This is a genomic window from Sphingomonas lenta, assembly GCF_002288825.1.
GTDB classification, from domain to species: Bacteria; Pseudomonadota; Alphaproteobacteria; order Sphingomonadales; family Sphingomonadaceae; genus Sphingomonas; species Sphingomonas lenta.
The window spans coordinates 520,572-533,217 of the sequence record NZ_NSLI01000001.1 but is presented as its reverse complement, the minus strand read 5'-3'; the positions used below and the strand labels follow the sequence as shown (position 1 = coordinate 533,217).

The 12,646-nt window shown below is 70.4% G+C and carries 12 protein-coding genes and 1 other RNA gene; 10 read left to right on the top strand and 3 right to left on the bottom strand.

What is annotated here, in order from left to right:
• Positions 1 to 5: 5 nt before the first annotated feature.
• From CKY28_RS02560 to CKY28_RS02550, 3 genes are all read right to left on the bottom strand, one after another.
• Positions 6 to 1,226 carry a flavin monoamine oxidase family protein gene (locus CKY28_RS02560; RefSeq protein WP_095996745.1) on the bottom strand — a complete coding sequence of 407 codons (1,221 nt, stop codon included), beginning with the start codon at positions 1,224 to 1,226 and terminating at the stop codon, positions 6 to 8.
• Between the two features lie 82 nt (positions 1,227 to 1,308).
• Positions 1,309 to 2,214, bottom strand: coding sequence for an RNA polymerase sigma factor RpoH (rpoH, locus tag CKY28_RS02555; protein WP_095996744.1), 906 nt, complete (start codon positions 2,212 to 2,214; stop codon positions 1,309 to 1,311).
• Positions 2,215 to 2,273: 59 nt separating this feature from the next.
• Positions 2,274 to 3,221, bottom strand: a complete 948-nt coding sequence (locus tag CKY28_RS02550; protein WP_095996743.1) for an RluA family pseudouridine synthase — start codon at positions 3,219 to 3,221, stop codon at positions 2,274 to 2,276.
• Positions 3,222 to 3,232: 11 nt separating this feature from the next.
• Between CKY28_RS02550 and CKY28_RS02545 the strand changes: the two genes are divergently transcribed.
• From CKY28_RS02545 to CKY28_RS02500, 10 genes are all read left to right on the top strand, one after another.
• Positions 3,233 to 3,679: a M67 family metallopeptidase gene (locus tag CKY28_RS02545; RefSeq protein ID WP_425442478.1), complete on the top strand. Its 447-nt coding sequence runs from the start codon at positions 3,233 to 3,235 to the stop codon at positions 3,677 to 3,679.
• A 9-nt stretch (positions 3,680 to 3,688) separates the two neighbouring features.
• On the top strand, positions 3,689 to 4,333 hold the full coding sequence (locus tag CKY28_RS02540) for a histidine phosphotransferase family protein (protein ID WP_095996742.1): 645 nt from the start codon (positions 3,689 to 3,691) through the stop codon (positions 4,331 to 4,333).
• Between the two features lie 52 nt (positions 4,334 to 4,385).
• Positions 4,386 to 6,680: a chemotaxis protein CheW gene (locus CKY28_RS02535; protein WP_095996907.1), complete on the top strand. Its 2,295-nt coding sequence runs from the start codon at positions 4,386 to 4,388 to the stop codon at positions 6,678 to 6,680.
• Positions 6,677 to 7,105 (top strand): chemotaxis protein CheW, encoded by a 429-nt coding sequence (locus CKY28_RS02530; protein WP_095996741.1) that lies wholly within the window; start codon positions 6,677 to 6,679, stop codon positions 7,103 to 7,105. Before CKY28_RS02535 ends, CKY28_RS02530 begins: the two co-directional genes overlap by 4 nt.
• Positions 7,106 to 7,186: 81 nt before the next feature.
• Complete coding sequence (locus CKY28_RS02525) at positions 7,187 to 7,552, top strand: response regulator (protein ID WP_095996740.1); 366 nt, start codon at positions 7,187 to 7,189, stop codon at positions 7,550 to 7,552.
• Between the two features lie 17 nt (positions 7,553 to 7,569).
• Positions 7,570 to 8,652: a chemotaxis-specific protein-glutamate methyltransferase CheB gene (cheB, locus tag CKY28_RS02520; RefSeq protein WP_095996739.1), complete on the top strand. Its 1,083-nt coding sequence runs from the start codon at positions 7,570 to 7,572 to the stop codon at positions 8,650 to 8,652.
• Complete coding sequence (locus CKY28_RS02515) at positions 8,646 to 9,482, top strand: CheR family methyltransferase (RefSeq protein ID WP_095996738.1); 837 nt, start codon at positions 8,646 to 8,648, stop codon at positions 9,480 to 9,482. The genes cheB and CKY28_RS02515 overlap by 7 nt, the downstream gene beginning before the upstream one ends.
• Positions 9,483 to 9,529: 47 nt before the next feature.
• A complete protein-coding gene (locus tag CKY28_RS02510) occupies positions 9,530 to 10,219 on the top strand; it encodes an N-acetylmuramoyl-L-alanine amidase (RefSeq protein WP_095996737.1) in 690 nt (229 codons plus the stop codon).
• A gap of 10 nt (positions 10,220 to 10,229) precedes the next feature.
• Positions 10,230 to 10,636: RNase P RNA component class A (gene rnpB / locus CKY28_RS02505), an RNA gene on the top strand.
• A gap of 46 nt (positions 10,637 to 10,682) precedes the next feature.
• On the top strand, positions 10,683 to 12,644 hold the full coding sequence (locus CKY28_RS02500) for a hypothetical protein (RefSeq protein WP_095996736.1): 1,962 nt from the start codon (positions 10,683 to 10,685) through the stop codon (positions 12,642 to 12,644).
• Positions 12,645 to 12,646: the final 2 nt, after the last annotated feature.

The window sequence follows — 12,646 nt, the reverse complement described above, 5'->3', positions numbered from 1 at the left end:
GCGCTCTAACGCGATCCCGCCAGGATCGCACGCGCCGCCGCGACGCCCGTCGCGTACGCCCCGTGCGCCGTCGAGAAGTCCTGGGTGGAACATGCTTCACCTGCGAAGAAGATGCGATCGTCGACCGGCTCGGCAAGCGTCGCTCGCGACGTAGCGCAGCCGACGCGCGCGTGGCTGTAGCTGCCCCGGATGAACGGCTCTCGCCGCCATCGCGTCGTCGCGATCGGCCGCAGGCGGTCGCGCCACCCGCTCCCGAGCAGCGCGACCAGCTCGTCGATTGCGAACGCCGCCGCGTCGCCGCCCTCCAGTGCCTCCGCGCAGTCGCCGCCGAAGAAGCTCTCGATCACCGGCCAGCCAAACGGCGACAGGCGATGGCTCGCGGTGCAGGCGCTGTGCGGGTTCCCGATCAGGTGCTGGTTCGCGGACCACTCGGCCCTGTCTACGGCCAGGAACACCTTGTCCGCCAGCCCGAGCGGCAGGTCGTCGGCGGCCTGCTGCTTGTCCGGCAACGGCGGATCGAACGCGAGCGCGCCGCTCGCCAGCACAGGCGTCGGCACGGCGACGATCACGCGGTCGGCTTCGATCGTGCCGGCGGGCGTGTCGAGCCGGAGCGCGCGGCTGCAATGGTCGATGCGGGTGACAGGCGTGTTCAGCCTTGTGGGCACGCCCGCGGCATGGGAAGCGACGAGCGTCCCATAGCTCTCTCGCACCGTCCAGTTATCCTCGGTTGCAGCCTCCTCGTACGCCGCCCAGTCGTGGAGCGAGACGCGGGCGAGGGGCGCCCCGTTCACATAGCCGGAGATGGCGTCGATCAGCGGTCGCCAAGGCTCGTCCTCAGCGAGGAAGTCGGACAGCGGTCGGTCGGGCCCGTCCCGCGCGTCGAGCGCCGCCCGCTCAAAATAGTCCCAGGCCGTGCCGAACGCCTCGCGTTCTTCGGGCGAAAAGTCGAGATCGCGCCACTGCTGGTCCCAATTCGCCGGCGAGCGGTCGACGGTGAAGTCGGATGCTTCCGCAATCCCGACCCACGGGTTCCGCCCGCCCGAGTGCAGCCACCCGCACCCGAGATCGACAGTCGCGCCCAGTTCGGGAAGCGGCAGGCTCCGAGCCCGCCCGCCGAGCCGGTCCGACGCCTCGACGAGCAGCACATCGCATCCAGCGACGTGCAGCGTCCGCGCCGCCGCGATCCCGGCCGCACCGCCACCGATGACGACGGTCGAGCCGTTCATCCGAGGCAGCGTCGCGGCGAAGCCGCGTCGTCGGTCGTAGCTCGCGCTACGCCGGCCGGGCTCGCGGGCGCCTGCGGCACCGCTACGCGGCTGCGAGCAGCCGCTTCTCTCCCGCGAGCCGCATCATCGCCTTTTGCAGCTTCTCGAAGGCGCGAACCTCGATCTGCCGCACGCGCTCGCGGCTGACGCCGTAAACCTGCGAAAGCTCCTCAAGCGTCTTCGGGTCATCCGTCAGGCGGCGCTCGGTTAAGATGTGCCGCTCGCGGTCGTTCAGGTCGCCCATCGCGTCCATCAGCATCGCGTGGCGGACGTCCGCCTCCTGCGCCTCGGCGACCGTCTGATCCTGCAACGGCGCGTCATCGGCCAACCAGTCCTGCCATTGACCCTCGCCGTCCTCGCGCATGGAGACGTTGAGCGACGTATCGCCGCCCATCGCCATACGACGGTTCATGGAGACGACGTCCTGCTCGGTCACGCCCAGGTCGGTGGCGATCTTGGTGACGTCCTCCGGCTTGAGGTCGCCATCCTCGAACGCGTCGAGCTTGGATTTCATGCGTCTAAGGTTGAAGAACAGCTTCTTCTGCGCGGCCGTGGTGCCCATCTTCACCAGCGACCAGGATCGCAGGATGTACTCCTGGATCGACGCCCTGATCCACCACATGGCGTAGGTCGCCAGGCGGAAGCCGCGGTCGGGCTCGAACTTCTTCACGCCCTGCATCAGGCCGATATTGCCCTCCGAGATGAGCTCGGACGTGGGCAGGCCGTAGCCGCGATAGCCCATCGCGATCTTCGCGACGAGGCGCAGGTGCGACGTCACGAGCTGCGCCGCGGCCTCCGTGTCGCCATGCTCTTGGAAGCGCTTGGCGAGCATATATTCCTGCTCCGGCGCCAGGATCGGAAACTTTTTGATCTCGGCCAGATAACGGTTCAGGCTCTGCTCGCCGCCGAGCGCCGGGATCGTCGCCGGTACGTTGCTAGCTGCTGCCATGGAAGTATCTCCCGTTATGCTGGAGGTGAACCGCAGGCGACCCGCGCGGTGCACGCATCCTATACGTTAAGACTAATGAACAGTTCCTGCATGTCGCCCGGCCAAGCGCTTTCAAACGCCATAGGACGGCTTGTCACCGGATGGGTGAAGCCCAGATATGCGGCGTGCAGGGCCTGCCGCTGAAACCCAAGTTGCTTCGCGACCGCGCCCACGCTCCCCTTGGCGCGTCCATAGACCGGATCGCCGATAAGCGAGTGGCCGATCGACGCCATGTGGACGCGGACCTGGTGCGTCCGGCCCGTCTCCAGCCGGCATTCGACCAGCGCGGCGTCGCGCAGCTTCCGCACGGTCCGGTAGTGCGTGACCGCCCGCTTGCCGGTCGAGACGATCGCGACCTTCTTGCGATTCTGCGGCGACCGTGCGAGCGGCGCGTCGACCACGCCCTCCGCCGGCCTGGGCACGCCATAGACGATGGCGAGGTAACGCCGGTCGATGCTGTGCGCCGCGAACTGCTTGGCCAAGCCTTCATGCGCCCGGTCCGTCTTGGCCGCGACCATCAGGCCCGACGTGTCCTTGTCGATCCGATGCACGATGCCTGGCCGCGCCACGCCGCCGATGCCGGACAGACTGCCGCCGCAATGGTGCAGCAGCGCGTTGACCAGCGTGCCGTCGAGATTGCCCGCCGCCGGGTGCACCACCAGCCCGGCGGGCTTGTCGACGACGATCAGATGCTCGTCCTCGAACGCGACCGAGAGCGGGATGTCCTGCGCCTCGTTATGCGCCGGCTCGGGCTCCGGCACGGCGACGGCGAAGGTGTCGCCCTTGCGCGCCTTCCGCGCCGGATCGCGCAATTGCTCGCCCGCGCGGGTGACCGCGCCGGCCGAGATCAGCACCTTCAGCCGCTCGCGCGACAAGGTGGGGATCGCGTCCGCCAGCGCGCGGTCCAGACGCCAACCGTCCGCACCTGCGCCGATGCGCGCTTCGATGATGGAAACCCCCCGGTCCATGTGCGACGGATATGGGGATGATCGTGCGGATTACAACGGAAACGCTGGATGCGATCGTGACCGAAACGATTGCGGAAAGCGGTCGCGAGGCGTGCGGCCTACTACTTGGGGCGGACGATCGGATCACCGCGCACCGGCCCGCCCGCAACGTCGCCGACGACCCGCACCGTCGTTTCGAGATCGACCCCGCAACCCTCCTCGCCGCGCACCGCGCCGCTAGGGCGGACGGGCCGGCGATCCTCGGCTGCTACCACTCTCACCCGACCGGCTCGCCCGACCCGTCGGCACGGGACGCCGCCGATGCGGAGCCGAACGGCTGGCTATGGCTGATCGTCGGGGCGGGAGAGGCGAGGCTCTGGCGCGCGGTCCGCGACGGGGCGGTGCACGGCCGCTTCGAGCCCGTGCCGTTCACTTGCGTTAGTGGCCCGCCCGCGCCAGAGAGCGCGCTTTCCGGATAAGGCCCAACGATGACCGTCAGCCCCGTCGACCTCGCGAGCCTGCTCTGTTCGCGTCTGTGCCACGACCTCCTGTCGCCGGTCGGCGCGCTCAACAACGGGCTGGAGCTGCTCGCCGACGAGACCGACCCGGCGATGCGCGAGCGCTGCATGGACCTGCTCGCCGAGAGCGCGCGCGTATCCGCCAATAAGCTGAAATTCTATCGTCTCGCGTTCGGCGCGGGCGGCGGTTACGGCGAGGCGGTGGACGCGCGCGAGACGCAGGCCGCGGTGCGTGGCCTGGTCGCCGACAACAAGCGCGTGGAGCTCGGCTGGTACGTCGAGGAGCCGACGCTGACCAAGCCCGCCACCAAGGTGCTGCTGAACCTCGTCCTCCTCGCCGCCGACGCGCTGGTCCGCGGCGGCAGCCTGGACGTCGGCGCGGAGGAGAATAACGGCGTCACGGAGATCGTGGTGAAGATGGAAGGGCAGCGCATCGTGCTCGACCCCGAGCTGCGCCGCATGCTCGTCGACGGCGAGGCGGAGGGCGGCGTCACCGCCCGCTCGGCCGCCGCTTATGTCACGCACGAGCTCGTCCGAAACAGCGGCGGCCGCATCCAGGTGTCCGAGCCCGCCGACGACGTGATGATACTGGGCGCGGCGCTGCGCGCGGGGTAAACCCGCTGGTAACCGGCTCTCGTCCATGAAGCGCTCCGAATACGGGGAGCCCATGGACGAGCTGCTGCAGGAATTTATCGCGGAGACGCGGGAGACGCTGGAGGCGCTCTCCGGCGAGATCGTCGCGTGGGAGGCCAATCCCACGGACCGCGCGCGCTTGGACGCCATCTTCCGCTTCGTCCACACGGTGAAGGGGAGCTGCGGCTTCCTCGACCTGCCGCGCCTCGCCCGCCTCAGCCACGCGGCGGAGGACGTGCTCGCGGCGGTGCGCGACGGCAAGCGCGCGCCCGACACGCAGCTCGTCAACGCGGTCCTCGCCATCGTCGACCGCATCGGCGAGATCGTGGAGGCGATCGACGCCGGCCACGCGCTGGACGACTCGGCGGAGGACCTGTTGATCGCCGCGCTGGCCGAGGACGCCGCGCCCGCAATCGCCGCCGGCGGGTCCGGCAACCTGCGCGCGCCCACCCGCAGCGTCCGGCTCAACGTCGAGCTGCTCGACCGCATGATGAGCGGCATGTCCGACATGGTGCTCGCCCGCAACGAGCTCGCCCGCCGCATGCGCGAGGGCGACGCCGACCCGCGCACCGAGGCCGCGCTGGAGCGCCTGTCCGCCACCGTCGCCGAGATGCGCGACACGGTGACGCGCACGCGCATGCAGAAGATCGAGGCGCTCTTCTCCGCGCTGCCCCGCATGGTGCGCGACACCGCCGCATCGCTCGGCAAGGCGGTGCAGCTCCAGATCGAGGGCGCGGACGTCGAGCTCGACCGCGAGATGATCGAGATGATGCGCGACCCGCTGGTCCACATTATACGCAATGCGATTGATCACGGCGTCGAGGCTCCCGCCGTCCGGCGCGAGGCCGGCAAGCGCGAAACCGGAAGGCTGCGCGTCTCGGCGCGGCAGTCGGGCAATCGCATCATGATCGAGGTCGCGGACGACGGCGCGGGGATCGATGTCGGCCGCGTTGTCGCCAAGGCCGCCAAGGTGGGCCTTCACGACGTGCAGACGCTCGCCGCCATGCCGGAAGCGGCCAAGCTCGACCTGATCTTCGCGCCCGGCCTGTCCAGCCGCGACGTGGCGTCCGACATCTCCGGCCGAGGTGTCGGGATGGACGTGGTTCGCGCCAACGTCGAGCAGATCGGCGGGCGCGTGTCGCTCGACAACAGGCCCGGCCGCGGTCTCACCGTCGTTATGGAGGTGCCGCTCACGCTCTCCATCCTGTCCACCATCGTCGTGGGCGCGGGCGGGGAGCGCTATGCGCTGCCGCGCCAGACCGTCGAGGAGATCGTGACGGTGCGCGGCGACGCGGTGCGCGTCGACCTGTTGGGCGACACGCCCGTGGTAACGGTGCGCGGGGTGCGGTTGCCGCTGGTCGACCTGGCCGGATTGCTCGACCTCAGAAGCTCGCTCTTTTTCGACCTCAACACCATGATCATCGTCGCCACGCGCGACGGCGCCTTCGCGCTGGCGGTGGACGAGGTGATCGACACGGAGGAACTGGTCGTGAAGCCGGCCGCGCCGGCGATCATGGCGACGGGGCTCTACGCCGGGCAAACCTTGCCCGACTCGGGCCGGCCCATGCTGCTGCTCGACGGGGCAGGGGTCGCGGCCTATGCCGGCCTGCGCTTCGGCTCATACGAGGTCGCCGAAGAGCAGCAGGCCGAGCAGCGCCAGGGCGCAGCCGCGCTCCTGTTCCAGGATCTGGACGGTCGCCGCCGCGCGATTGCGCTCGCCTGCGTCGACCGCGTGGAGACCGTTTCCGCCGACGCCATCTCCCACACCGCCGGACGGCTGCGGCTCGCCGTCGAGGAGCGCCTTCTGCCGCTGCACGCCAACGCGCCGGTCGCCGAGGGACGCGAGGCGACCGTGCTGCGCCTGACGGACGGCGCGATCGAGGTGGGCTACGCCATCGCCGAGCCGATCGACATCGTCGAATTGCCGGCCGAACTCGCACCCGCGCTGGATCCGCGCTTCATGGGCGTGGCGGTCATCGGCGACGAGCAGGTCGAGGTCGTCGACCCGATCACCCTGTTCGTCCACGAGCCGGATGCGGTCGCCAGCGCGCCTTTGTGCCTGCTGCAGCCCGACGAGGGCGGCTGGATGGAGACGTTCCTGCGCGGCACGCTCGAGGCCGCGGGCTACCGCTGCGTCACCAGGCTCGCGCCGGGCGAGCAGGCGGCCGTGGCGCTGACGCTCGACGCCGCGCCGGTGCCGGCCGTGCCGACCGTGCATCTCAGCCGCGACCGCGCGGGCGCCGACGGGGTCGGCACCGTCTACCGCTACGACCGCGACGCGCTCCTCGCCGCGGTATCCGCGCGTATCCAGTCCAAGAGGGCCGCATGACCGAGCTGTTCCTGATCGCGCACGTCGCCGGCCGCGGCGTCGCCATTCCGGCCGACCGCGTCGACTCCGTCGTCGACATCGGCGAGATCGTGAAGGTGCCGCGCGCCGACCCCGCTGTGCGCGGGCTGGCGGCGCTCCGCAGCCGGGTCGTGACGGTGGTCGATACCGGCCTGGCGTTGGGTCTCGCGCCGCTCGGCAAGACGGCGCGCGCGGTCATCACGCGCGTCGACGGCCACTATTACGCCGTGCTGGTCGACTCGTTGGAGGACGTGGCGAGCTTCGAGCGCCGACCTATCGCGTTCGGCGCGGCGCTGGGCGAGGGCTGGCGCGCCGCCGCGACCGGTCTGGTCGAACGCGACGGTGAGCCGCTGCTCGTCATTGATCCCGCCGCACTTGTCCCTGCGCCGCTCGCCCAAGCTGCTTGACGATCTTGCCGTCTCCAGCGGTTTAACGACCTGGTCACTCCTCTCCCGCTAAGCGGTTGTGCGTACAATGGAAGGCTGCCCATGAAGACCTGTCTCGTCGTCGACGACTCCAAGGTGATCCGCAAGGTCGCGCGCCACATCCTCGAAGCGCTGAACTTCAGCGTCAGCGAGGCGGGCGACGGTCGCGAAGCGTTGGAGCGTTGCCGCGAGGCCCAGCCCGACGTGATCCTGCTCGACTGGAACATGCCCGTCATGAGCGGCATGGACTTTCTGCGCGCGCTCCGCGCCTCGGAAGGCGGGTGGAAGCCTAAGGTCGTGTTCTGCACGACGGAGAACGGCATGGCCTATATCCGCGCCGCCATAGAGGCCGGCGCGGACGAGTATGTCATGAAGCCGTTCGATCGCGACACGCTCGAGAGCAAGCTTCAGATTGTCGGCGTCGCCTAAGCGCTCGGCTATTCCCAATGCGCACCAACGCTGCCTCTAAGGCCGAGCCGCGCCCCGGCCGCGTTCTGATCGTCGATGACTCGGCGGTGGCGCGCGCGGTGCTGGCGCGCGTGCTCGCCGGTTCCGACCGGTTGGAGGTGGCGGGCTCCGTCCCGACCGCGGCGGCCGCGCTGTCGTTCCTGGCCGGCGCGAGCGTCGACCTGGTGATCCTCGATATCCAGATGCCCGGCATCGACGGGCTCACCGCGCTTCCCGACCTGATCGCGGCCGGCAGGGGCGCCAAGGTCCTGGTCGTCTCGTCGGCGGCGGGCGAAGGCGCGGCCGCGACGATCCAGGCGCTCGCGCTTGGCGCGGCGGACACGCTCGTGAAGCCGCTACCGGGCGAGCGCGCCCACCGCTTTGAGGCGGGGCTGATCGAGAAGATCGAGCGGCTGCTACTCCCCGACGCGCCGGTCGCCCGCGCGCCGGTCGCCGTGCGGCCCGTGCCCGACGCGAGCGTCGCGCCGGTGGTCGACGACGCGTTCGACATCGTCGCGATCGGCGCCTCCACGGGCGGCATCCACGCCCTGTCGCAGCTGCTGCGCGGGCTCCCGCCGACATTCAGCGTGCCCATCTTGGTGACGCAGCATCTGCCCGCGTCGTTCATGCCCTATTTCGCGGCCCAGCTCGCCGTCCTCGCCGGCAGGCCCTGCGAGGTCGCGACCGACCGGATGCGCATCCGGCCCGGCCGGATCGTCATCGCGCCGGGCGACGCGCACATGCGCTGCGTGCCGCTGGCGGACGGGACGGCGGCGGTGCGCCTGTCGACCGAGCCCCAGGCGAGCGGCTGCACGCCGTCGGTCGACCCGATGTTCGATTCGGTCGCCGAGTGTTTCGGCGCCCGCGCACTCGCCGTCGTGCTGAGCGGCATGGGCCGCGACGGGACGGCGGGCGCGCGGCGGGTCGCGGCGACGGGCGGCTATGTGGTCGTGCAGGACCGCGCCAGCTCCGCGGTGTGGGGCATGCCCGGCTCCGTCGCATCCGCCGGGCTCGCCGCGGCGACGCTCGATCCGCAGGGGATCGGGCGCGTGATCGCGTCGCGTCGGCGTCCGCAATGCTGAGCGCGGCCAAGGCGGCGGGCGCGGGGCAGGGGGCGACCGCGGTGCTCGCCGCCCTGCTCGAAGCGCGCACGGGCCAACAGATCGCGCAGGACCGCGCATGGCGGCTCGACACTGCCCTGAAACCGCTGCTGCGCGAACGCGGCATGGAGAGCCTCGACCAGCTCGTCCGCGAGCTGCTTCTCGGCCAGGACCATCAGCTCGGAGACCGTATCGTGGACGCGCTGCTGAATCAGGAAAGCTCCTTCTTCCGCGATGCCCCCACCTTCGACCTCCTCGGCGAGGCGCTGGGCGAGATCACCGCGGGCCGCCGCGCGCGCATTTGGAGCGCGGGTTGCTCCACGGGCCAGGAGCCGCTGTCGCTGGCCATGCTGCTCGCCGAGCGCGGCGCGGACGCGTTCGAGATCCTCGCCACCGACGTGTCGGAAGGCGCGCTCGCCCGCGCCAAGGCGGGCCGGTTCACGCAATTCGAGATCCAGCGCGGACTGCCGATCCGCCGCATGATGCGCTGGTTCGACGCCGACGGCGCGGACTGGGTCGCGAAGCCCGAGCTCATGCGGTACGTGTCGTTCCGCCGCATCAACATGGTCGCCGACCAGCAGCCGCCCGGCCGCTTCGACCTAGTTATGTGCCGCAACCTGCTCATGTACCTGGCCGCGGACCAGCGTCAGGCCGTGCTCGGCCGCATCGCCGCCGCTCTGCGCCCCGGCGGGCTCCTGGTGCTGGGCGCGGGCGAGACGGTGATCGGGCAGACGAACGCCTTCGCGCCGAGCCCGCGGTGGCGCGGCCTCTACGAAGCGGCGGAGCGGGCCGGAGGACGGGCCGCCGCCTGAGAAGCGGTTTACAAGCGCGCGCGGTGCCGCCAAGCCTCTGCACCGCAATGACGATCATCGACACGCCCTCGCCCAACCACGACGAGCGCTCGCTGCCGATCAGCATGATCGTGCTGCATTACACGGGCATGCAGGACGCCGACGCCGCGATCCAGCGCCTCTGCGATCCGGAAGCCAAGGTGTCGTGCCATTATCTCGTCGCGGAAGACGGCTCGGTGTTGCGCATGGTGCCCGAGGAGCGCCGCGCGTGGCACGCGGGTCGATCGCACTGGCGCGGGGTGACGGACGTCAACTCGGCGAGCATCGGCATCGAGATCGTCAACCCAGGCCACGAGTTCGGCTATCGTTCTTATCCGGACGAGCAGATGTCGGCGCTGATCCCGCTCGTCGCGGAGATCAAGGACCGCTACGCGATCACGCGCGGCAACGTCGTCGGCCATTCCGACATCGCGCCCGCGCGCAAGCGCGATCCGGGCGAGCTCTTCCCGTGGCACAGCCTCGCGCGCCTGCGCCTCGCGCTTCCCCGGCCGACCAAGAACCTGATGGACCCGCACTGGACGGAAGGCGGCTTCCTGCTCGCGCTGGAGCGGTTCGGCTACGACGTGACCGAGCCCATGGCGGCGATCATGGCGTTCCAGCGCCGTTTCCGCCCCGAGCTGATCGACGGGGAGATCGACGCGGAGTGCCGGATGATCCTGCTGGCCTTGCTGCTTCCCAAGCCGCAAGGGGACGACTAAAGGGATCCCGCCAGAGGGTCGGGCGACCGCGTCACACGAGTTGTGCCGAGGAAAGTCCGGGCTCCGCGGAACGACGGTGCCGGGTAACGCCCGGCGGGGGTGACCCCAGGGAAAGTGCCACAGAAAACAAACCGCCCAGGCTTCGGCCGGGCAAGGTCGAAACGGTGCGGTAAGAGCGCACCGCGCTTCCGGTAACGGCGGCGGCACGGCAAACCCCACCGGGAGCAACACCGAATAGGGGCGGCATATGGGCGTGTTCCCGCCCGTCGCCCGGGTTGGTGGCTAGAAGCGGCGCGCGAGCGTCGCCCGAGAGGAATGGTCGCCCATCCCTCCTTCGCCACGGCTTCGCAGGGCCAGCCCTGCAAGGCTCAAGCGGAGCGGGGAGGACAGAACCCGGCTTACAGACCCTCTGGCCTTTTCCCGCCGCCCGTCGCAAACCTTCGCGAAACAGGGGGATCGTAACATGGGCCTACAACTCACGATCGGTGCGGCGTTGCTCGCTGTCGGCGCCGCTCAGCAGCCCGCGTCCCCCTCCGCCCGCCAGAGCGCGCAACAACTGTTCGACGCCGCCGCCGCGCACGAGGCGAAGAAGGATTGGGCCGGCGCCGCGGCCGCGTGGGAGCGTTTGGAGCGGGCGGCGGGCAACAACAAGCGCACGCGGGCGATCGCGGGCGTGCGCAAGGGGAATGCGCTCTACAACCTCGATCAGGACGACGCCGCGGTCGCCGCGCTTCGCTCGTCGCTGGCGGGGCTGCCCACCGGCGATCCGACGCTGCGGGAAGATCGCTACCAAGCGCATCTTATCCTCGGTCGTGTGGCGGAGAGGTCGCTCGACTACGCCACCGCGGCGAAGGAGTACGCCGCTGCCGAGACGCTCGGAGATGCGCCGTCGCTGAAGCTGGGCGCTATGGTCAGGCTCGCCGCGACGCAGACCTTCCTGGATCCCGTCGCCGCCGCAGCGACGTTGGATCGCGCGGACGCGATCATGGCGCCGATCCAGGTCGCGCCGGAGACCAAGGCAGTGTTCGCGCGCCGACGCGCGATCCTGCAATTGAATCGAGGCGATTTCGCGGGTGCACGAGACCATGCGACACGTGCCGTCCGGCTGCTCGGCGGTCTCACGACCAGGGTGAACCTGGAGGATGTGGCCGCACGCGGCGACGCCGCGCTCGCCTTTCTGCTCGGCGGTCAAGCGGAGAAGGCACGCGAGTACATGGCCTATACGGGAGCAGGGCGCGTGCCTGGCGGCTTCGGACCTGGGGCCGAGATGAAGCCTCCTCCTTGCGGCGGCGAGGCCGGCCTCAAGCCGACGGACGTCGCCGTGATCGAGTTCTCGATCGGCGACCGAGGGGAGGTCACGCTGGCCACGCCGATCTACGCCGCGGGCGGGCCGAGCGTCGCACTGGAATTCGCACGCGTCGCCCGCGAGTGGTCGTGGTCGCCCGAAGGGGTGAAGAAGCTGCCGGCCTTCTTCCGCAACAACGCGCGTGTCGAGATGCGCTGCTCCACGGCGTTCGAACGCCCCTCGGTCGGCGACTTGCTGGAAGCCGACCTCGGCGCGTGGCTCACGACCAAGGACGCCTCGATGCCGGACGAGGACGGCGCCGCGGCGGCGTTGGCGGAGCGGGATCGCGCGACCTATGCCGCGGCGCAGGCGCGCGGCGGCACGGACGTGGCGTTGATCGGCCCGGCTTACCGGCTCGTCTACAATCGCGTCGTGCCACGTGAGGAGTCTCACGACGCGGCCCGCCGAGCGCTGGCGGCGGCGGTCGCGAACGGCGCGCCGCCCACGGCTAGGCTCGCGCTCGAACTCGCCGTTCGCGGGACGGAAGGCGCGCAGACATGGCACGGCGTCCGCTGGCGCAACCGGTTGCACGAGACCCTGGCCGACCCCGTTTATGCGGCAGACCCCCGCGCGCGGGCCGTCACGCGGCTGATGCTCGCCGACGCGGAAGGAGGCGACGATGCCCGGCCGCATCTGACGGCCGTGGCGGACGACGCGGCGCTTGCCGCGGCCGACCCGCTAAAGGTCGGCGCGCTGATCCGTCTGGCGTCGCTGGAGCATGCCGAAGGGCGTCCTGACGCCGCGCGCGCCGCCTTCGCCCGGTCGGGTTTGGCGGCCGATCAGTGCGCGCTGGTCGACAAGACGCCCGACATGCTGAGCTCGGGCGCCGGCTCGGATGACTTCCCGATGGAAGCGGCTCGCTGGGGCTTCGAAGGCTGGGTCAGCACGGAGTACGACATCGCCGCGAACGGCCGGACGCAGGGCGTGCGCGCGGTGCTCTCGTATCCGCCCTTCGTCTTTTCGCCGGCGGGCGAAGGGGTCTTCCGCTCCGCGCGCTTCGAAAAGACGTTCCGCCCCGACGGCGGGCTCGGCTGCGGCGCGCAGGGCGGGCGGGTCAGGTTCGAAATGCCGGGCGGCTGACC

Bases quoted from the DNA above. Each gene is read 5' to 3' on its own strand.
- CKY28_RS02560 (WP_095996745.1), bottom strand. From the start codon at position 1,226: ATGAACGGCTCGACCGTCGTCATCGGTGGCGGTGCGGCCGGGATCGCG.
- rpoH (WP_095996744.1), bottom strand. From the start codon at position 2,214: ATGGCAGCAGCTAGCAACGTACCGGCGACGATCCCGGCGCTCGGCGGC.
- CKY28_RS02550 (WP_095996743.1), bottom strand. From the start codon at position 3,221: ATGGACCGGGGGGTTTCCATCATCGAAGCGCGCATCGGCGCAGGTGCG.
- CKY28_RS02545 (WP_425442478.1), top strand. From the start codon at position 3,233: ATGGGGATGATCGTGCGGATTACAACGGAAACGCTGGATGCGATCGTG.
- CKY28_RS02540 (WP_095996742.1), top strand. From the start codon at position 3,689: ATGACCGTCAGCCCCGTCGACCTCGCGAGCCTGCTCTGTTCGCGTCTG.
- CKY28_RS02535 (WP_095996907.1), top strand. From the start codon at position 4,386: ATGGACGAGCTGCTGCAGGAATTTATCGCGGAGACGCGGGAGACGCTG.
- CKY28_RS02530 (WP_095996741.1), top strand. From the start codon at position 6,677: ATGACCGAGCTGTTCCTGATCGCGCACGTCGCCGGCCGCGGCGTCGCC.
- CKY28_RS02525 (WP_095996740.1), top strand. From the start codon at position 7,187: ATGAAGACCTGTCTCGTCGTCGACGACTCCAAGGTGATCCGCAAGGTC.
- cheB (WP_095996739.1), top strand. From the start codon at position 7,570: ATGCGCACCAACGCTGCCTCTAAGGCCGAGCCGCGCCCCGGCCGCGTT.
- CKY28_RS02515 (WP_095996738.1), top strand. From the start codon at position 8,646: ATGCTGAGCGCGGCCAAGGCGGCGGGCGCGGGGCAGGGGGCGACCGCG.
- CKY28_RS02510 (WP_095996737.1), top strand. From the start codon at position 9,530: ATGACGATCATCGACACGCCCTCGCCCAACCACGACGAGCGCTCGCTG.
- CKY28_RS02500 (WP_095996736.1), top strand. From the start codon at position 10,683: ATGGGCCTACAACTCACGATCGGTGCGGCGTTGCTCGCTGTCGGCGCC.